An 18,600-nucleotide genomic window follows, 5' to 3' on the forward strand; every position below is an offset into this window, starting at 1 on the left:
GGCGACAGACTTACGGACCGATCACCTACCTGACCTTCCTGGGCGAGCTCAGAGACAACACAACGAACTACTGGGCTGCAAACACCACGTAGGCGACCACGGTCGCGCCCACCGAGGTCTCGCTAGCCCGGTGTAGTTATCGGCTACTTCTTGAGCCATTCGTTGTAGCGGGCTTTGAGGGCATCGCGGTGCGGGAGCTTCGGCAGGTATTTGAGTGTCGAGGTGGTGATCCCCAGGTCAGCCAGCGTTGGTCCGTTGTGCTTGGTGACCGCTTCGTAGGTATCGGGGTCGATGGTGAACAGGTGGGCGTCGAAGGCGCGGTGAAGCGCGGCGTTGAGCGGTAGCCCGTTGCGTGGGTCGTCACTGCCGTCAGAGGCGTTAGGTACGAGGTGTGCCGCATCGAGCATCTCGGGCACTGCGACGCCTGAAAGAGGGCAGCGTGCCCCGTAGCGTTGGAACACGCGCAGCTTGAACGTGTTCTGGCTGGGACGTTCGGTTACTTCGCGGGTCTGCCGTCGGCGGTTGTTGCCGTACAGGGTGAACTCGTCCTCGTCGGACGAGTCGTCGTTGAGCAGTCGTTTCGGGGCGTCCTGCTTGAACGTTATTAGGAACAGCTCGCTCTTGTCGTCCCAGCCGGCGACCCAGCCGAGCCGGACATCACGACGTGACGCGCTCGATCCCGCGGGAGTGATCACAAACACCGGGATCTGGTGTTCGCCAGCGGCTTTGGTCGCCTCGACCTCGGCTCGATCCCGGCCGGCCGGCCGGTCCGTGTTGGGGTAGTGATACAAGACATCGCTGTCGCTGAAAACGTCTGCGTAGTGCCGGCCCGTGTTGAGGACGCCGACAGTGATACCGCGGCTGTCGAGCTGGCGAGTTCGTACCGAGTCCACCCACACACCCTGAGCGCCGCCGTAGGCGCCGAAACCACGGACGATCCCCGGTTCGAGGCCGCGCCCACCTTTGTTGACCGCTAGCAGGTGAGCGCCAACGGCCAGCCGCCACTGCCGCTCCCCCTCGACAGTGTCAGGCTTGGTATCGATGATCTCGAAGCCGAGTCGGCGTAACACCCGGTTTGCTGCGGCGTTGCCTCCGTTGAACTTGCCATGCGGCAGCGTGCCCTGTTCCGGGAACTGGTAGCCGTAGGCGACCCCCGCAATGGCCTTCGCCCCGTAGAGCCGATCCTCGAACCTCACGTAGTACTGGCCCGGGGCCCCGAAATCATGATCAGCTAGAAATTCAGCTTCACCACGGTCGCGGTGCTCGCGAATCGCCCGCAGGACCGCGTCGCCGTCGGTCAATTTACTGATGGACATCTCTCCCCCTACCCCAGCCCACACCGTCCCGGTGTGCCCGACCTCGTGCGGTTGACGGCTCCGCACCGCTGTCGGTCTTGCGCCGAACAGGCGCTGAACCCTACGACCAATCCCACACCGATAACTCACTGTGACAACACGGACCCACCTAGCGTAACGAGTCCACTCCAGTGGCCGACTTACTGGTCACGTGTCATCTGCCACGCTCGTGAAAGGGGCCTACGGGCCGACTGGCAGTGCGCGCGACGGCGGCTGTTCGGAGGCCAGGCGATGAACGCGAGTCGGGACTTCTTCCGGGAGCGGAAGGCGCAAGCGGTCTTTAAGCACGCCATCCTGGCTCGATATCCGGTGGTCTTTGCCTCCAAGGCTGGCCGCGGCCGGCCCGTTGTCTTCCTCGATGGCTACGCAGGCCGCGGCGAGTACGAAGATGGCTCGCCCGGTTCGCCGGTCCTGCTTTCCCAGAAGGCCGAACGAGTCGGGGGCTTTCGGAGCGTCACCGGCATCTACGTCGAACGCAACAAAGACGACTACCTCAACCTGCGCGAAGTCATGGCGAAGCGTGGACGTGCCCAGGACATCGTGCGCGGCGGCGATCTCCGGGACTTGTTGCCCGAGATCCTGAACGTCGCGCAAGGCGCTGCGCTGTTCGCGTTCCTGGACCCCTTCGGCACCGCGCTGGACCGTAACCAGCTGGTTGGACAGCTGTTGAACAGGCGCAGCGATAGAGCTCCGACGGAAGTGCTTCTCCACATCAGTATTAGCACCGTGGCCAGAATGGGCGGCCTGCTCCGGAAACGCAGGGTAGAGGGTAAGCCTCTCAGCGCGGCAGATCAGAAGACTGTCGACCATGCTGACCGCTTCCTCGGCGGAGCGTGGTGGCAGCGATATTTTGAGCCAGTAAGAGGCAAGGCCGACGAAGCCCCTGCGACGGAAGCTGCGCTGAAGGTTGCTTCCGAGTACCAGGCAGGTGTTAGAGCTTCCACCGGGTGTATGTCTCTCAGCATGCCGATCCGGCACAAGCCGAACCAGCTGCCCAAGTACCTTTTGGTGCTGTTCACGCGGCACGTCGATGGCTTGTGGTGGTTCGCAGACGCAGTCGGCAAGGCCGGCAGGGAGTGGGAAGGGGCCTGGCAGGGCGCCGAACTACGGCAGGCTAAGGCGCGTGCCGAGGTTTACGACGATCAGGCCCTTTTCAGCGCCGACCAGCTTCTTCCTGCTCCAGAGTCGTTCGACGTCGAAGAGTACGTGAAGCAGAACCGGGCCAGTTGGGAACGGATTATTGAGCAGAACATCCGGAAACTCCTGCTCCACCACGGGGCCTTCGTGCTGGGCGAACGACTCGAGGAGGTCTACGCCGGCGTCTTCGGGGCCGCTGCGGCCCCGCAAGTCAGGGCAGCCGTGAAGTCCCTACATCGGCAACACGTCGTGCAAAACACCGGTGTTGGAGACAACTTCCATCGGCAGCTACTCATCCCGGTCAGGCCGACAACCCGGGTGTCAGCCTGACCTGCCGCGGAAGCTCATCCCACGTCCGGCCGTCAAGTTCACGGCCGCCGGCCTTCGGAGTACGGCCACCCCACTGCTTGAAGAAGAACGCGACATCGGCCTGCTGGCACTGGTCTCGGATCTCCGTGGCCCACTCGGGCGCCATTGGGCGTGCCCTCGGACCGGATTCGCCGCCCACAATGACCCACTCGACCCCAGCAAGGTTCAGCTGAGACAGCGGGCCGAGCAGCGGCTCGCAGGACAGGAACCGCACCGCCGCAGGTACCTCGCGCAGGTCGTCGATCCGATAAGCCACACGCTCATCCTCGACCGACACCCCGAGCCACAGATTCGCCGGCCAGTCCAGCGAGGACGCGAGCCGTCGAATCCGGCGAGACCTCTTCGTCAGCACCTGATAGGTGTGCTGCGGTGTCGCCTCCATGACCGCGAACACACGTCGGATGAACTCCACCGGTACCTTCGCGTGGAATAGATCGCTCATCGAATTCACGAACACCAGCCGGGGCTGCCGCCACCTGAACGGCTCCCCCAGCGCCGCGGCGTGCGTCGCGACCCCGAACCCTTGGCCGCTCGTACGCGGATCACCATCGGTCTGGTACTTCGCCGACCCCATCGCCTTGAGCCGCTTCGCCAACGTCAACGCGTAACAGTGATCGCAACCGGCCGACACTCGATCACACCCGGTCGTCGGGTTCCAGGTCGCCTCGGTCCACTCGATCGATGAACCATCACTCATCGCGCTGCCCTCCTCCGCATTCGTCGACGGAACTCCAGGTCCGTCCCAGGTGGCGGGGAATGTCGTACGCGGACGGCCACTCCCCGTGCACTCTACTTCGCGTGCCAGGACCGGCTTCGCCGGTGCACAACGTCACCGGTCCTCTCCTGCGGCCCGTGCGATCTCTTGGTGCATCATCCGGTCGGCGACGTCGGGGTTGGCGATGATCCACGCCGCGATCCGCTTCGCACGGGGCAGGTTTCGGTGGCCGGGGTGCGCGATCCAGCGGCCGTGGTCGAGCGGGAGCGTCCCGGCGGTCCAGCCCACGTTTTCGAGATCGGGGTAGGCCCGGTGCAGGTGCCACTCGTCCGTGCCCGACCAACCGCTCTTGCCGCGGTGGACGCTGTGGGCCGCCAGCGCCCAGACGGTGTCGTCGTGCTCGGTCAGGTAGAGCCCTTGCGCATCGGTCCACGTGAGTTCGGCAGGAGGGTTCGTCATCGCTGGTTCTCCTCGACGGCGGCGAGCGAGTCGTCCGTCAGGCCGGTCCCGGCGAGCAGGTCGTTCAGGGCGTGGTCGCGCAGCTCGGCGAGCTGGTGCTCGGTGCCGCGGATCGCGTCCAAGAGGTTCTTGGCCTCGGCGGGGCGGAGCCGTCCGCAACGGGAGTAGTGAAAGGTGTCCTCGACGGCTTCGAGCAACGCGGCGGCGAGCTGGACAGCGTCGCTCCGGGTCAGCCGCACGGGGTAATCGCTGTCGCGGGTGGGCTTGTAGTTGGTGTCGACCTCGACGAGGTGACGCTCTTCGCCGCAGTCGGCGTACTCCAGGTCCTCGTCGGAGACCTCTCCGGTGAAGGTCGGGTCATAGCCCTCGACTACCTCGACACGGACGCTGTTGGGCCACTGCTCCAGATCCTCGGGGTTGGGGGTCCAGCCCTCGAAACAGGCGGAGAAAGCAGGAGGCAGCGTGTAGGCGGGTTGCTGCTCGGTCATGGCGTTCAGTCCTTTGTGGTCGAAGAGTGGGGGTTGTGGATACCGATGACTGTCTGGTTCCAGGTGCCGCTGGCGCGGTCGCCGTGCTTGTTCACGCGCAGTCCGAGGAACCGCGTCCAGGCGTCGAACGTCGCCTGAGGGTTCGTGTCGAACGGGTCGTCGATCTCGCCGTGCACGCACGATCCGGCGGCGGTGCTGAGGCTCCAGCGCAGCGGCGGGATCTCGGCCTGCTCGGCGGCAACCAGGAGGTCAGCCAAGACACGGGCGCGGCGCATCTGCTGCTCGCGCTCGAACCACCGGTCGTCATTGGAATTGCTCACGGGGTTCTCCTCAGCACGACTGGTTGACGGCGGTGGGGATGGCGTCGAGGACGCGCTGCACGAGGGCAGCCGGGAGCACGCCGTGCTCGATCGCGGCGAGGGCGGTATAGGCGTCGGCGAGCTGGATCGCGTTTTCCTGATACGCGGCGGGCTTGGGCCACGATGCCGACGGACCGTTGTGGTGTTCGTTGTTGACGGCGGCCTTGGCGATGAGGTCGGCGGCCTTGTCGAGGTACTGCGACATGGAGTTGAGTTCCTTTCTCAGATGTGCCACTGGTGGCCGCAGTCGAGGCAGGTCGCGATTCCGGCGACGGTGAAGAAGAACCAATGTGCGCAGCTCATGACGCGGCCTGCTTCGGGTCGCAGGCGAACAGTTCTTCCTGTCCGTCGACCTGGCCCCAGGCGGCGAGTTTGGTGTCGGCGCCGGAGGTCCCGGCCGGGCGCTTCCCGCGTCCCTTCGCGGCTCCGACCTGGCTTTTGAGTTCGTGGAGTTGCTCCACGGTCATGCCGAGCGCTTCGGCGTCGAGTTCGTCTTTGGTCTTCTTCTTTCCCTGTGCTGCCATGACGTTCTCCTGTCTGTGGTGGAGGGATGCGGGGCCGGGGGTGGCCCCGCATCCGGGTGGGGTTTCAGAGGCAGTCGGTGTCCTCGTCGGTGTCGGTGCGGGTGGCGACGCGCGTTGTGCGGCTGGCGGTGATCTCGTCGTCGGAGGCGTCGAGCACGGCGCGGTAGGCGGCCTCGCGTTCGCCGGGCTCCATGACCTCGTCCTCGATCCAGCTGTCGATTTCGGCGTGGTCGAAGGCGCGGACTTCGGCGAGGATTTCGCGGTCGGTCAGTTCCTGTTCGGGGTCCTCTTCGCGCGCGTGGGCGAGAACCATGTCGATCGCGGTAGTGAGGTCCATTGCGGTTTCCCTTTCTGGCGGACGGGTACTGAAACCTGTGTGCTGCTTGCTGGTCCGGTCTTTCTTCGCTGCCCGTAGGGCGGGGCGTCGGCTCTGCCGCTGCCCCTTTTCGGCGCACCGCGCGGCCCCAGAGGCTCGCGGTCAAGGGGTCAGGCCGAAAAGTTTTTGAGCGCACGCTTTTCGCGCTCGAAAACTTTTCGGAATGCGCCCCTTTACCGTGAGGTTGGGGCCGTGCTAAGCCGGGCTGCGAAGCTCAAAAACACAGGCCGCGCTTGCGCGGACCTTGTTCCGCCCGCAGAGGGCGGTTGTCGGTGGAGGCGACCATGCGCCGGCGGATTGCCCCGGTCGGTGGACGGTTTCTGTCGGGGGCGCGTGTCACCATGGATTCCATGGAGCTGACCGGACGCGACTTCGACCGGATCCCCCGCGGCAACGTGCGGGTGCCGGTGGTGGAGTTCGCGCGCCTGTGGCTCGCCGCTGAACGCCAGTACGACCGCGAGCGCACCTGGGCGGCCCTCGGTGTGGTCGACGTGTGCCGCTGGATCGCCTGCGCGACCGTCCGCCTCGAAACCGGCCGCACGTTCCTCGCCTACGCCCCGATCACGGAGCGAACCGGGCTCGCGCACGAAGAGACCATCGAAGCGGAATGCCTGGCCGCTCAGCGTCTCGCGCTGCGCCGGCCGGTTCCCAGCTATGTCGCGAACCGGCCCGGCTGGCTCGATTCGATCGTGGCCACCCTGGAGTGGGCGTGGCACCGCAGCGGTGTTCCGCCGCTCGACGTCCCCGCCCACTCCCAGGGCTGACCTGCTCATCCCCCGTACACCGCGCCGTCGGCGTCGGCCAGATCGGCCGCGTCGGCGGCGTCGCTGGTGTTGCGGCGGTACAGCTCCGCCGCCTGCGCTTCCTCTTCGGCGTGCCGTTCCTCGACGGCCTGGCGGGCGGCGATCTCCTTCAACGCACGCTGCGCCTGCTCGACCGCTCCGGCGGTCTCCTCGGCCGTCGGCACCCGGACCTCGTCGGACTCGACGACCGGGTCCTCGTCGGCCGCGACCTCGCGCACATCGGCCACCTCGACCTCCGCGACCACGTCCTCGACGTCATCGGGAGTGGTGACGGTGTCGACGTCGGCGGCGCGCTGCTGGGCGACGTCGGTGAGGTCGTGGTCAGCGGTGACCTCGCGGTGGACGTCCTCGGCGGCCATGTGCTCGTGGTGGACGTCGAGCCACTCGTCAGCGGTGACCAGCGGCGCGGGTGTGGTGTCGAGGTTGCGGGCGGAGATCTCGGCGCTGGCGCGGTCGGCCGCTGCGCGGGTTTCGGCGGTGTGGGCGTACCACAGCGCCCGTGCCTCGTCGGCGCCCTCCAGCTCCGCCGCGCGGGCGGCGAGGGTGTCGGCGAGCGCGTCGGCTTCGGCTGCCTCCTGGAGCATCCGCTCGCGCTCTTCTTCGTTGGCCGCGGCGTCGGCTTCGGCGCGGCGCATGGCCGCGTCCCGGCGGCGGGCGTCGAGGGCTTGGTGGGTTCCGGCGAGTTCCTGGCCGACGAACTCCGGTCCCCACGCCTTCTCCCGCTCCCACGCCCGCATCCGGACCAGCAGCTGTCCGTCGGACATCTCCAGCTCGTCCCGCCCGGACTCCGGACGCCCGAGGACGCGCCACGCCGAGCGCCATGACGCGTAGGCCTCGACCTGGCCGGACTTCGGGGCCGCGCCCAACGCGGTCTCCTCGTCGTCGTGTCCGGTCAGCTCGCGGTGCGCTGCGACCGTTCCGGCCTGCTTGCTCCATTCCTTCGCCAGGGCGGGATCTTCCGGTACTGGCCCGAACGCCTCGATCGCCCACTGCTGCGGCTCCGCCGCCAGCTGCTCCCCCAGCTCCAGACGGCGAGCATCGGCAGTGTCGGCCAGCGTGCGCAGGTAGGTTGCCCATTGGGGGTCGTCGACCTTGGGCAGCCAGTCGGCGTAGGAATCGCCGACGGGGTCGAGGGTGACGGTGTCGGTGATCCGGTGGTGGATCACGTTCGTCAGCTGCCGCGACCCGGACAGCGTCCGGGCGGTGACGGCGTGGTCGAGGACTTCGCGCGGGTCGTGCCCGGCGAGCTCGGCGCGGCGCAGCAGCCGCGCGAGCGTGGGGCCGCCGTCCTCGGCGGCGATCCTCGCGCGCTGGTTCTCCGTCAGCTTCCCCTCCTCCACGAGCTCGTCGAGCCACCGCTGCGTCCGGCCAGCGGTGGCCAACTCGGTCGCGTCGGCCAGCAGCTCGGCGGGGGTGCGGATCGCCTCGTTGTCGGCGGCGGCCTCGGCCGCCTCCTGAAGGGCCGACCGTTGCGGGCTCGCGCCGTCGAACGCGCCGGCGAGCACCGCGAGCGGCGACTTCCGCACGACGTCGACAACGTCACCGGTCGGGTTGTCCACCTGCACCATCAGCCCGCCGTGCGGCCGGTCGTCCTCGCCGACCCGGGACGTGAGTTCGTAGGCGGTCGCCGTGGTGACGTGCGCGGTGTTGCCCTCGCGGCCTCGGGTGAGGCCGACGTAGAGGGCTTCCTGTCCGGTGGCGTCGGTGACGACGGCGTGGCTGGTGTCGACGGTGAGGCCCTGGGCGCTGTGGACGGTCGAGGCGTAGCCGAGCGCCACATGCTCCGACACGTAGGCGCCGGGCAGCGTGATCCGCTCCCCCAGCACCTCGCCGACGCCGTCCTCGCGTCCGAGGACGCGGGCGACGATCAGTCCGCCGTCGTCGCGGGTGTCGAGGACGCGGTACTGCTTGCGGTTGATCGGCGCCTCCGGGTTGCCGTCGAACCCGGTGAGGTGCCAGCCGTTGCGGCGGGCCTGGATCAAGTCCCCGACGCCGGCGTAGGTGCCCTGCATCCCCAGCGGCACACCGGCTTCCTGGACTTTGCCGAGCCGGACGAGTTCGTTGCGGAGCTCGGCCGACAGGTGCGCGGCCTGCTCGTTGGTGTCCACGATCAGGATCGAGTGCTTCCCCGCCAGCGTGTCCGCCAGCCACGCCTTCCCGGCCGCGGCTTCGGCCTGCTCGCGGGTTCCGCCGTCGAGGATCCGGCCGTGCTTGTGGTACTCGCCGAGCACGGTCTCGTCGCCGTCGCGCAGCCGCAGCGACGCGCCGCGTTCCCACTCGGCCTGAAACCGGCGGACCTCAGTCAGCTCATACGCGGCCCCGGCGGTGGCCATGAGGTCCATGCCGCCTCCGGCGCCGACGGCGGCGAGCTGCCGGTGGTCACCGGTCAGCAGCAGCTTCGCCCCAGCCGCCTCCACGTGGCGGTGGATGCGGGCGAGGTCGGCGGTGTTGGCCATCGCCGACTCGTCGACCACCACCATGTCGCCGGGGTTCAGCTTCCACTCGACGTGCTCGGGGTGAGTCGAGCCCTCGGCGAGCTTCTCCTGCACGCCCAGCCACCGCGCGATGTTCCGCGCCGTGAGCCCTTCGCCAGCGAGGACGTCGGTGGCGACCTGGCTGGACGCCAACCCGACCACGCGGCGGGACTGCCCGCCCCACAAAGCGTTGTCCTGCCACGCTTTCGCCAGCGCGCCGACCACAAAGGACTTCCCGGTCCCGGCCGGTCCGACCAGCGACTCGACCGCCGCGCCGGAGGTCAGCACCCCGCGCACCGCGGCTGCCTGGTCCGCCCCGAGCACCATCCCGTGATCCGCCAAAGCGGACATGAAGGCGTCCACGTCGGACACGTCCAGCGCCGGAGCTCCGCCCCGGGCGGTCGCGGCGGCGAGCGCGCGTTCGGTGTGCACGTGCTCCGGGGTCGCGTAGAGACGGCGACCCGGGGCCTCGTAGGCGGATTCGCCGTTCGCGAGCTTCAGCGCGTCCGGCAGGACGGCGACGCCGGGGCGGTCGGTGGCGAGCGGGGTCGCCAGCTTCACGCCCTCGGCGGTGAGCGTGTCCAGCAGCCGCGCGACCTGGGCGCCGTCGAGGTCGCCCAGGTGATCCGGCAGCGCGTCGGAGATCGCGCGCGTCAGGTCCGGCGCGGTCCATCCGGACTTGGTGGACTGCACGTCCGCCAGCGCGGTCTTGAGCACGTCGTCCGGCGACCACTGGGCGGCTTCGCGCGGGCCGTGGTCGAGGTTGAGGACGTCACGGGCGACGCCGGCGAGCCCGTCGGCGACCTCCGCGCGCAGCTCGCGGTCCCAGCGTTCCAGGCGTTCCTCGGTGGTCTCGCCGTCGTGCGACTTCGCCTTCCGGGTGGCGAACGTGGCCTGCCGCTGCAAGCGGTCCAGCTCCAGCGAGTTCGGCTCCCTCCCGAACCGCGCCTCGAACGCCTCGACCAGGCTGGCGGTCTTCTTCGTGATCGCGCGGCGTCGCGAGCTGAACAGGTCCATCACCTGCTGATCGATCCCGACGACCTCGCGAGACTTCCCGTCCGGGCGGGCGGCGAACCGGACCCCGAGCGCCTTCGCGAGGTGTTCCTCGGTGGTGCGCTCCCCCACCGCCGCCGCCGCGCCCCGGTGCGCGTACAGCGCGCGGCCGTCCAGCGTGCGCCACTGCCCATCGGCGCCTTCGACGCGGTTGAGGATCGCGTTGTGGATGTGCAGCTGCGGATCGTGGTTACGCGAGTCGTGCTGAAAAAAGCTCGCGACCACGAAATCGTGGGCGTCGATGAACCGGCCCGCGGCCCCGCCGTGATGCCCCACCCGGGAGTACCCGGCGTGCTCGGACAGGTAGTCCAGCGCCGCGCGGTTCCCGGCCCAGATCGCGTCCTCCACCGCGTCGCGGTGCGCCCGCCACGAGTCCGCCGCTGTGCGGGCGTCGTCGCGCTGCCGTCCGAGCTCGGCGAGTTCGGACGGGGACGCGCCCGCCGCCGTGGCGGCGGCGAGCGCGTCGTCCAGTCGTCCAGCCGTCCGTTCAGCGCGGACCTGCTGCGCCTCAAACGCGGTGTGCAACACGGTGACGGACTTTTGGACGCTGAACGTGGCGTCCAGAAAGGCCACGTTCTTCCGCGCGGCCTTGTTCGCCTCCAGCCGCAATTCCTCGCGGCGTTCACCCGTCGCACCCGGTTCCTTGTCCAACGCGGCCGCGTACAACTCGTCCGCCGTTGGATAGTTCCGCCCGGTGTGGCCGAGAGTGGACGCCTGCGCCCATCGGGCTGGATCCTTGAACGCCTCGTCGCGCGGGTCGACGAACTGCTCGTAGACCGCCTGCATGTCCTGCTCGTCGACCAGCCCCGTCAGGCCGAGTTTCTCCGCCCCTCCGCCGTACCAGCGGCCCGGCGGCTCACCCTCGGCGACCGCGTCGGTGTAGTAGTTCTCGCGGCCTTTCGCGACCTCCTCGGTCAGGTAGGAGACCGAGTATCCGTTCGACAACGTCAGCATCCCGGCCACCTTTCAAGATCAACACGCGGGCTTTGAAGATCAACAACGGCGGTGGTGTTCCCGGGCGCCCGCCAGGGCGCACCGGCCCGACAGATCGTGATGCATAGGTGTGCATCTGATTTCTTGGTAGGTGAGTACGTGCTGGGTGAGCTGCTGATGGGTGTCTTGGCCTGACTTGATGGCTTACTGAGTGGTGATGTGGTGCTGGGTGACGTGCTGATCATGAGTTGGCCTTGGTGGCGCTGAGGTTGGTGATGACGTGAAGGTGGTGGGGCTGTTCCCGGAGTTCCTTGAGGACGGTTCCGGCAGTGCCTCGGGAAACCTCGGCCGCTTCGTGGAGCTGGTCGACCGTCGGAAGACTGCCGTGGAGCGCCTGGTACTTCCGGGCCTCGTGCAACGCTCGATCCCGCTTCGGCGACGACGGCGCCACGGCTGGACGCTCCGGCTTCGGCTCCTCCGCACCGCGCGCGACGGACGTCTCGGGCTGAACGGAAGACGCTTCCGGGACTGGACGTTCAGACCGCTCCGGCGACCCTGGCGCGTCCAACGGCTTCGGCTGGACAAGCCCGGATTGGACGGATGGCGACTGAACGTCGACGCTCGTCGGACGGTCCGACTGGACGGGCCGCGCCTGAACGTCCGTCGGCTGCGCGTCGCCTGGAGAGATCGCGGCGACAGCCTCGGGGCCCGGAACGGTGCTCATGCCCGATGCGGTGGACGCCTTCCGGGTGGCGCGAAGCTCGCTGAGCATGAACAGCAGGTGCGCCACGATCGCCGCCGCGATCGCCGGCCACGCCCCCACCCAGAACCGCAGCAACTCCGGCGGCGGATTCCCCTCCGCTCCCGGCTCACCGTTCGGCCCCGGCGGGACCGGCGCGGTGAAGCCACCGACGAAGTAGATCGCCTGCGCCAACCCGGACAACCCGGCCGCGAGGATCACCACGGCCCACGCGTACCGGCGGCCCGCGCCGGACAGTCGGGAGGTCGCCACGTACGCCACGATCGCCAGACCGTCGGTGATCACCGGGTAGGTCCACGCGATACTCGCCAGCACCCCGGACGCCACCACGACCTCGAACAGGCCGTGCGCGGTCGCGACCGCGGCGCAGATCGCCACCACCAGGCCCGGCAGCCAGAACCCCGCCGTCGCCCACTTGCCTCCCGACCCGCTCACTGGCCCCACCCCTCGGTCTTCTCGACCGCCTGCTCGGCGGCGGCGTCCTCGGCGTTCCAGCGGGCACACCGCTCGGCGCGCTCGCTGTCCTCGTCACTGGTCTCGTGGTGCGGAACGAAGTTTGCGACCGCCTCGACGGCTCGCTCGCATTCCGCGATCCGGTCCGCCAACGGCGGCTCGGCGGTGTCGGCATCGCTTGCCGCGTTCTCGCGCCTGGCTCGTTCCCGGTCGATCAGGGCGTAGCCGCGTTCCTCGGCGAGCACGTCGTCGATCTCGTCCAGCACCTGCTCGGTGGCGTCGCGCTCGTCGGCCTCAAGCTCGTCTTCGCGTTCCTCGATCCAGTCCTGCAACCGGTCGCCCGCGTCCCGTTCATACATCGGGACGTCGGGAGATTCGGCGGCCTGGGCCGGGAAGTTGCGGTCAATCCAGCTGCCCGGTTCCGGGGCGCGATCGGCCTCGGGGCTCCACTCCTCGATCATGAGCCGGTCGTACTGCTCGGCCGTGACTCCCACCCGCGCGAGGTCGTCGTCCGTGATCGGCCCGTCCGGCAGGCTCCGCACCACATCCCGTGCGCGCTCCATCTCCTCCCGGTCTTCGGCGCGCGCGTCGGCCTCGTCCTGCTCGTGGTAAGTCAGGTTGCGGGCGATCCAGCTACCCGCCTCCGGGGCGCGTTCGGGCAGAGGAGAGGTCGGGTCCATGTACGCGATCCCGGCGTCGTCGACGTCGCGCTCGCCGATCGCGGGGTCGAGGCCGCTCTCGTCGGGCTGGGCGGTCGACACCGTCGAGGCCGGATCGATGCCGCGTTCACCACACACGTCCAGCCATGCCCGGTCCGCGGCCTCGTTCATCTCCATGCCGTCGGCGATGAGCGCTTCCCGGCGCTGCGCGACCTCGGCCCAGAACCCCGCGCCGGCGGTGTCGCGTTCGGCGTACGCCTCTTCGGAGAAAATGTCGTCGTAGTCCTCGCGCGAACCGGCGTCCTGGGCCGAGTTCGTCAGCTCGTAGTCGTCCACAGTGGACTCTTCTTCGGTGTCGTGGGCCGCCGCGTGCTCGGTGGCGTCAGCGGGCTGGGTGAGCGCGGCGCGGACCTGCTCGGCCTGCTCGGCGCTGATACGTGAGGTGAATGCGGTGGCCGTATCGCTCACCGCCGTGAAGCGAGCCGCCTCGTGGTCCTGGCCGGCGGCGAGCTGGCTGCGGTAGGACAGGACGGCCGCGTTCGCGAGCCTTGGGTCGTCGTCACTGGCTTCGACCGCCCGGCGGTGCGCGGCGTCGTCGTCCCAGCCCTCGGAGCGCAGCTGCGCGAAGCGGCCCACCGCGTCCTCGGCGACGAAGTAATTCCGCATCGCCTCCCCGGCGGGCATCAGCTCGTCCGGGTCGATCAACACCTCCGGATCGTCGACGCTGTCGGTGTCGGTGTCGTCCACCGTGGGCTCGCGTCCGAACTCGAAAGGGGTCAGCTCGTCGGCGGCGACCAGGGCGGCAAGCTCGGCGGCGGTGGTCGGTTCCAACCCGTCCCGGCGGTATTCCAGGTAGTGACCGAGCGCGGTGTCGGCGACCGGGACGTCCTCGACGGGGAAGGTGCCCAGCACCTCCTCAGAGGCGTCGTCCTCGCTGCGCCCGTCCCCGCGGGCCTTCTCGAACAACGCCACCGCGTCCCGCCCGACCCGGTCGTTGTGGTCGAACGCCAGCTGCTCGACCTCGGCGGCGACGGGGTCGGGCACGTCCGGCTCGAACAGCTCCACTTCGGCCTCGTCCTCGGCGGCGCCGTCTGCGGGGACGGGGTCGTGGGCGGCGGTGTCGGCGGCGATCGCCCGCGCCTCGTCAGGCTCGTAGCCGATGGCGAGAAGCTGCTCGTAGTCGCTGACGGCCTTCGCACCGATCGGCGAGACCCGCTCCAGCCGGTGCGCGATCTCCTGCGGCGGAACACCTTCCCGCTGCCAAGTCAGGTACGAGAGCATCGTCGCGTCGGCGATCTCCCGCTGCCGCAACTGCTCCGTGGTCTCACCCGGATCGTCGAGTACGTCATACGTCGCGGCCACACGAGCTTGCTCGACCTGCTGCTCGATCTCCACCTCTTCCCACGGCTCGTTGCCGACGGCCAGCTCGGCGGCCCGGGCGGCGTAGCCGTCGGCGAGAGCGGTGGCCTCGGCGGCTTCACGTTCCAACCGTGCCCGCACCACCGGGTCGGTGGCCCCGGCGGCGGCGGTGGAGCGCAGGAACGCGATATCGCGGTGCCGTTCCGCCGCCAGCCGGGTCGCGGCCTGGGTCAGCTGATCCATCCACTCGGTCATCGCCGACCACCCCCGGCGCGGCGGCGCGCGGCCTCGGCCGCACGAGCGTCGGCGACGACATCAGCGTCCGGTTCCGGCGCGGTCTCGGTGCGGGCCGTACCCCACCATGCGGCGATCGGCGCGAGCGCCGTCCCGGACGGGACACGCGGTCCGGGCAGGAACAGGGTGCCGCCGTCCTGGTGGTTCTCCAGCGAACAGTTCGCCGTCGCCGCCTTGACCCGCTTCACCACACCCGGCCGGTACCGGTCGTGCCAGTCCGCGGCGCGGGCCACGGTGGCGTCCCGGTCGACGTAGGCGGCCAGCCACGACCGCATCAGGCTGACGAGTTCCTCGACCACGTCGGGGTGCCACCACCAGCACTCCGGGAGCTCGGCGCCGTGGTAGCGCAGATACACCCGGCTCAGCCACAACGACAACTCCGTCAGGACCGTCTGCGCTTCGTCGGCGCCGTCGGCGTCCTCGCCGTCGGCCAGATCGAGCCACGACAACGGCCGGGTCTTCGTCCCCGGTTCCTCGTCGTTGAGCTGCTCCACCAGGCCCTTGACGACCTTCGCCAGCTTCGTCACCTGCTCCGGCAACGGCTCCACCAGCTCGTGCAAGGTCTGCACCTGCTCCGGCAGCGGCGTCACCGCCTCCAGCGTCATCCGCAGGCCCTCAACCTCACGGGCCAGACCCGCGACCGCGGCCGTGGTCGCGAACTCGGGCTCCTTCTTCTCGTTCGTGCTCATCGGGGGACCTCCACGAGGTCGAACCGGGCATGGAGTTCGGTCCAGGCGGCGTGGTGGCGGCCGTCGGCGGTGTGCCACAAGCCGTCATCGCCGGGGAACCACAGGTGCATCAGCTCGTCGCGGACCACCGGGTGGTCGGCCGGGGCGGGCTTGTCGGCGACGCCGGCGGCGAGCCACACGCGCGGCGCGGTGGGGGCGCTCATCAGAACGTCACCTCCGGGAACACCTTGGCGGCGGCCGACCAGTCGATTTCCTCGGTCCCGGCCGGAACCATCCGGTAGGTCAGGGACAGGAAGGTCGCGAGGTCGTCGCGGCGGAAGATCGCCGTGCCCTCACCGTCCGGTGTGGACAGGGCGAGCACGAGCAGGTCACCGCGGGCGGTGAGCCGCGCGTCCCCGAGCCCGGCGGTACCGGTGTTGAGGGCGAGGTCCAGCAGTTCCCGTCCGAGGACCCACCGGGCCTCCGGTTCGGTCGGGAACGTCAGCGTCACCGCGAACGGCTCGTCGGCGCGGTACCCGACGGCCACGCGCAGCCGGGTCGAGTCGACCAGGGCGGGCATGTGCACCTTCATCGCGCACCCCCACCTGGGACCGGTGCGAGGCGACGGCCGGTCTCGGAGACCACCCAGGCGACGAAGTCCTCGCGCACGCCGGGTGCGACGTGGGCGTCGAGGAACCGGGTGATCTGCCCGGCCGTCTGGCCGTGCACGGTGCGCCATACGGTGATCTCCACCAGCACCGCCACCAAGCGGGTCTGTTCTCCGGAGTGCTCGACGAACTCGCGGGTCAGCTGGCCGATGACGGTCGTGATCCGGAACGTGTCGACCGGCATGAAGGGCTGGTTCGAGTTCATCGCGTCCGGCCTTCCCCGCGCTCATCGGTGCCCGGGAACTCGCTCGTCCCGGCGATGTGGGCGTCGAGTTCGGCGTCCAGCGCCGCGAGCGGATCCGCGGTGCGGTCGCCGGCGACGGGGCCTGGGTCGCCGTCGAGGCGCACGGCCTCGACCCGGACCGTCCCGGCCTCGTGCTCGGCCTGCGGCGGCACGACCGCCTCGACGCGGGCAGCACGGCGCTCGGCGGCCCAGTCCTGGGCGCGGGCGACCCACGGCTCGACGCGGTCGGCGAGCATGTCGACGAACGCCCCGGCCTTGGTCAGCCACAACTCGCGCCGGTCGGCCCAGCGGATCAGCAGCTCGGCGTGGCGCCAGCGGCGCTCGATGGCCTTGACGTCGCGGCGCTTCCACGCCATCTGGAGTTTCCCGATCGCGGCGGGCATCCCCCGCCGGATGATCACCGCGTGCAGCTCCGGGAGCTGGGAGATCTGTCCCGGCGACAGCACCGGCACCCGCTGCGGCGTCCGCCCGGTCACTCGGCCGTCGTTGTCCTCGGTGGCGACCATCTCCTGCCGGTCGCAGGTCAGCAGCGAATACGCCTGGAGGTCGTCCGGGTCCTTCTGGTTGGCCAGCACCAGCAGCGTCGAGGAGTTCGTCAGGATCGCCGAGCACCCGGTGTCGCCCCACCGCTTACGCAGCTGCGCGCGGGACTGGGCACCGATGTGGATGGTGATATTGCGGCCACCCATGTCCGAAGTCCAGTTGTCCAAAGGAACCGGGCAGATCAGCGCCGCCTCGTCCAGCACCATCGTCAACGCCGGGTCCAACCTGCCGCCCGGGGATTCGGAGGCGATGCGGCGGGCCTCGCGGGCGATGTGCGCGGTCAGCGCCGCCACCAGCGGCGCCGTGTGGCCCTCCTCGGCGCCGAGCATGTAGACGGTGCCGCGCGTGTCGAGCAGCTCGGCGACGTCGAACGCGCCACCGGTGGCCGCGGCCCGCGCGGTCGGGTCGGTCAGCCACCCGAGAGCGGGCATGATCGTGGTCGTGATCGACGACCTCGTGCGGTCGTTCGTGGTCAGGAACTGCCGGGCGGTGGTCTCGAACGCCGGTTCCGGCGAGCGGCGCAGCAAGCGCAGCACCTCATCGGCCGCACCGTCCGGGTCCGCGACCCACGACTGCACATCGACCATGTCCAGCTCGCCCAGAGCGGCGGCGTGCATCAGCGCGGCCAGCGCGCGGCGGGCCTGCGACACCCAGTGCTCCCGCTCGTCACTGCCCCCATCGGGCAGCAGATCCGACGCGCGGTGCGTCGCGGTCACCGGGTTCGCGCACCCGGCCAACGGGTCGAACGTGATCGTCGAGTCCAGCTTCCCCAAACCCGACGGGTTGAACACGAACACCGGGCCGTGCTGCTGCTCGCGCAGCTGCGCGGTCAGCTCGATCAGGTCCGTCCGCGTGGAGGTGGCGATCACCGCGCCCGGGGCGTCGAGGATCCGGCACGCCAGCTCCCCCGTCTTGCCCGACCGCGGCCCACCAAGCCGCAGCGTCACGTCCTCCACCGGCGACCAGATCCGCTGGAACCCCACCCGCGCCACCGCCGTGGCGTACTCGGTCACCGGAACCTGGCGGCGGGTCCACCACATCGCCCTCTTCAACCCCGGCTTCAGCACCTTCACCTTGCGCCGCATCGCCGACTTCGACGCCACCCGCCAGATCTGCCACCGCGACGCCACACCGCCATTGCGGCGCGAACGACGCGACCACTTCCCGATCAACCCCGCCGAACCGTTCCGGCCCCGCAGCCCCAGGAACGCCGCGACCGCCAGCACCGGGCCGCCCAGCAGCAGACCCCACGGCCACACGTCGTAGCCCGGCGTCACCTCCGGGACCCAGCCCGCGAACCAGATCGACAACCCGGTCAGCCCGGCCGCCACGGTCACCAGGCGCGCCGCGTTCCCGCGCACCAGCTCCGCCAGGCCGAACACGCAGGCCGCGACACCCGCGACCACGAACCACGGCCACACCACCGCGGCCTTCACATGCCAGTCACTCAACAAATTGCCCAGCGCGATCAACACGACCGCCGTCAGAAGAGCCCCGAACGTGCGCATCAGGCCGCACCCCCAGCTGCGGCCGCCTGGTCGCGCCAACGCGACGCCCATTCGGCGACATCGACGCACTGGCCCACGGCCAGCACGTCGCTGATCAGGCGTTCGACGACGACGCGGGGCACGACATAGCGCCCGCCGATCTTGAGCCCCGGAAAGCTTCCGGAACGCAGATGGCGATACATCGTCGACTGGTCGAGGCGGAACAGTCCCGCAGCCTCAGCGACGTTGTAGAAGGTCGGTTCGGTTCGAAGGTGTGCAGGTGACGACGGCTTTTCCGGCGATCGACCTGCCTGAACTGCGTTGTCCACGTGAGAGCCTTTCCCCTGGACCGAGCGGCCACTCCACCCGGTGTTTACTCCCCCTAAACTCTGTGAGCCGCATGGTTGGCATCGCGTTGTT

General features: G+C 69.4%; 19 protein-coding genes. 2 read left to right on the forward strand and 17 right to left on the reverse strand.

Annotation, left to right across the window (positions count from 1 at the left end; genetic code table 11):
- Positions 1-143 precede the first annotated feature (143 nt).
- Complete coding sequence (locus ACZ1DY_RS40120) at positions 144-1,316, reverse strand: HNH endonuclease (protein ID WP_465482742.1); 1,173 nt, start codon at positions 1,314-1,316, stop codon at positions 144-146.
- Positions 1,317-1,586: 270 nt separating this feature from the next.
- Between ACZ1DY_RS40120 and tcmP the strand changes: the two genes are divergently transcribed.
- Complete coding sequence (gene tcmP / locus ACZ1DY_RS40125; RefSeq protein WP_465482743.1) at positions 1,587-2,822, forward strand: three-Cys-motif partner protein TcmP; 1,236 nt, start codon at positions 1,587-1,589, stop codon at positions 2,820-2,822.
- Here the strand turns inward: tcmP and ACZ1DY_RS40130 are convergent.
- The 7 genes from ACZ1DY_RS40130 to ACZ1DY_RS40160 form a co-directional block, all read right to left on the reverse strand.
- On the reverse strand, positions 2,794-3,558 hold the full coding sequence (locus ACZ1DY_RS40130) for a DUF5131 family protein (protein WP_465482744.1): 765 nt from the start codon (positions 3,556-3,558) through the stop codon (positions 2,794-2,796). The two genes, tcmP and ACZ1DY_RS40130, sit on opposite strands and share 29 nt — an antisense overlap.
- Before the next feature lie 132 nt (positions 3,559-3,690).
- Positions 3,691-4,035, reverse strand: coding sequence for a hypothetical protein (locus ACZ1DY_RS40135; protein WP_465482745.1), 345 nt, complete (start codon positions 4,033-4,035; stop codon positions 3,691-3,693).
- On the reverse strand, positions 4,032-4,523 hold the full coding sequence (locus ACZ1DY_RS40140) for a hypothetical protein (RefSeq protein ID WP_465482746.1): 492 nt from the start codon (positions 4,521-4,523) through the stop codon (positions 4,032-4,034). The genes ACZ1DY_RS40135 and ACZ1DY_RS40140 overlap by 4 nt, the downstream gene beginning before the upstream one ends.
- 5 nt (positions 4,524-4,528) lie before the next feature.
- The gene (locus tag ACZ1DY_RS40145; RefSeq protein ID WP_465482747.1) at positions 4,529-4,843 is read right to left on the reverse strand and encodes a hypothetical protein; all 315 of its coding nucleotides are present in this window, start codon (positions 4,841-4,843) and stop codon (positions 4,529-4,531) included.
- Positions 4,844-4,853: 10 nt separating this feature from the next.
- Complete coding sequence (locus ACZ1DY_RS40150) at positions 4,854-5,087, reverse strand: hypothetical protein (protein ID WP_465482748.1); 234 nt, start codon at positions 5,085-5,087, stop codon at positions 4,854-4,856.
- Between the two features lie 94 nt (positions 5,088-5,181).
- Positions 5,182-5,406 carry a hypothetical protein gene (locus ACZ1DY_RS40155; protein ID WP_465482749.1) on the reverse strand — a complete coding sequence of 75 codons (225 nt, stop codon included), beginning with the start codon at positions 5,404-5,406 and terminating at the stop codon, positions 5,182-5,184.
- Between the two features lie 64 nt (positions 5,407-5,470).
- Positions 5,471-5,743, reverse strand: a complete 273-nt coding sequence (locus ACZ1DY_RS40160; protein WP_465482750.1) for a hypothetical protein — start codon at positions 5,741-5,743, stop codon at positions 5,471-5,473.
- Positions 5,744-6,132: 389 nt separating this feature from the next.
- Here ACZ1DY_RS40160 and ACZ1DY_RS40165 point away from each other — a divergent pair, with 389 nt between their 5' ends.
- Positions 6,133-6,546, forward strand: coding sequence for a hypothetical protein (locus ACZ1DY_RS40165; protein ID WP_143267210.1), 414 nt, complete (start codon positions 6,133-6,135; stop codon positions 6,544-6,546).
- 5 nt (positions 6,547-6,551) lie between these two features.
- On the opposite strand, the gene mobF is transcribed toward ACZ1DY_RS40165, so the two are convergent.
- The 9 genes from mobF to ACZ1DY_RS40210 form a co-directional block, all read right to left on the reverse strand.
- Positions 6,552-11,066, reverse strand: coding sequence for a MobF family relaxase (mobF, locus tag ACZ1DY_RS40170; RefSeq protein WP_465482751.1), 4,515 nt, complete (start codon positions 11,064-11,066; stop codon positions 6,552-6,554).
- A 220-nt stretch (positions 11,067-11,286) separates the two neighbouring features.
- Positions 11,287-12,240, reverse strand: coding sequence for a DUF2637 domain-containing protein (locus tag ACZ1DY_RS40175; protein ID WP_465482752.1), 954 nt, complete (start codon positions 12,238-12,240; stop codon positions 11,287-11,289).
- Positions 12,237-14,531, reverse strand: a complete 2,295-nt coding sequence (locus ACZ1DY_RS40180; RefSeq protein ID WP_465482753.1) for a hypothetical protein — start codon at positions 14,529-14,531, stop codon at positions 12,237-12,239. The genes ACZ1DY_RS40175 and ACZ1DY_RS40180 overlap by 4 nt, the downstream gene beginning before the upstream one ends.
- On the reverse strand, positions 14,528-15,259 hold the full coding sequence (locus ACZ1DY_RS40185; RefSeq protein WP_465482754.1) for a hypothetical protein: 732 nt from the start codon (positions 15,257-15,259) through the stop codon (positions 14,528-14,530). The genes ACZ1DY_RS40180 and ACZ1DY_RS40185 overlap by 4 nt, the downstream gene beginning before the upstream one ends.
- Positions 15,256-15,462, reverse strand: coding sequence for a hypothetical protein (locus ACZ1DY_RS40190; RefSeq protein ID WP_465482755.1), 207 nt, complete (start codon positions 15,460-15,462; stop codon positions 15,256-15,258). The genes ACZ1DY_RS40185 and ACZ1DY_RS40190 overlap by 4 nt, the downstream gene beginning before the upstream one ends.
- The gene (locus tag ACZ1DY_RS40195; RefSeq protein ID WP_257488368.1) at positions 15,462-15,830 is read right to left on the reverse strand and encodes an SsgA family sporulation/cell division regulator; all 369 of its coding nucleotides are present in this window, start codon (positions 15,828-15,830) and stop codon (positions 15,462-15,464) included. The genes ACZ1DY_RS40190 and ACZ1DY_RS40195 overlap by 1 nt, the downstream gene beginning before the upstream one ends.
- Entirely contained in the window at positions 15,827-16,111 is a 285-nt protein-coding gene (locus tag ACZ1DY_RS40200; protein WP_465482756.1) for a hypothetical protein, read from the reverse strand. The genes ACZ1DY_RS40195 and ACZ1DY_RS40200 overlap by 4 nt, the downstream gene beginning before the upstream one ends.
- On the reverse strand, positions 16,108-18,201 hold the full coding sequence (locus tag ACZ1DY_RS40205) for a type IV secretory system conjugative DNA transfer family protein (protein ID WP_465482757.1): 2,094 nt from the start codon (positions 18,199-18,201) through the stop codon (positions 16,108-16,110). Before ACZ1DY_RS40205 ends, ACZ1DY_RS40200 begins: the two co-directional genes overlap by 4 nt.
- Entirely contained in the window at positions 18,201-18,509 is a 309-nt protein-coding gene (locus ACZ1DY_RS40210; protein ID WP_465482758.1) for a helix-turn-helix domain-containing protein, read from the reverse strand. Before ACZ1DY_RS40210 ends, ACZ1DY_RS40205 begins: the two co-directional genes overlap by 1 nt.
- Positions 18,510-18,600: the final 91 nt, after the last annotated feature.

Source organism: Amycolatopsis sp. PSD-21 (assembly GCF_055561455.1).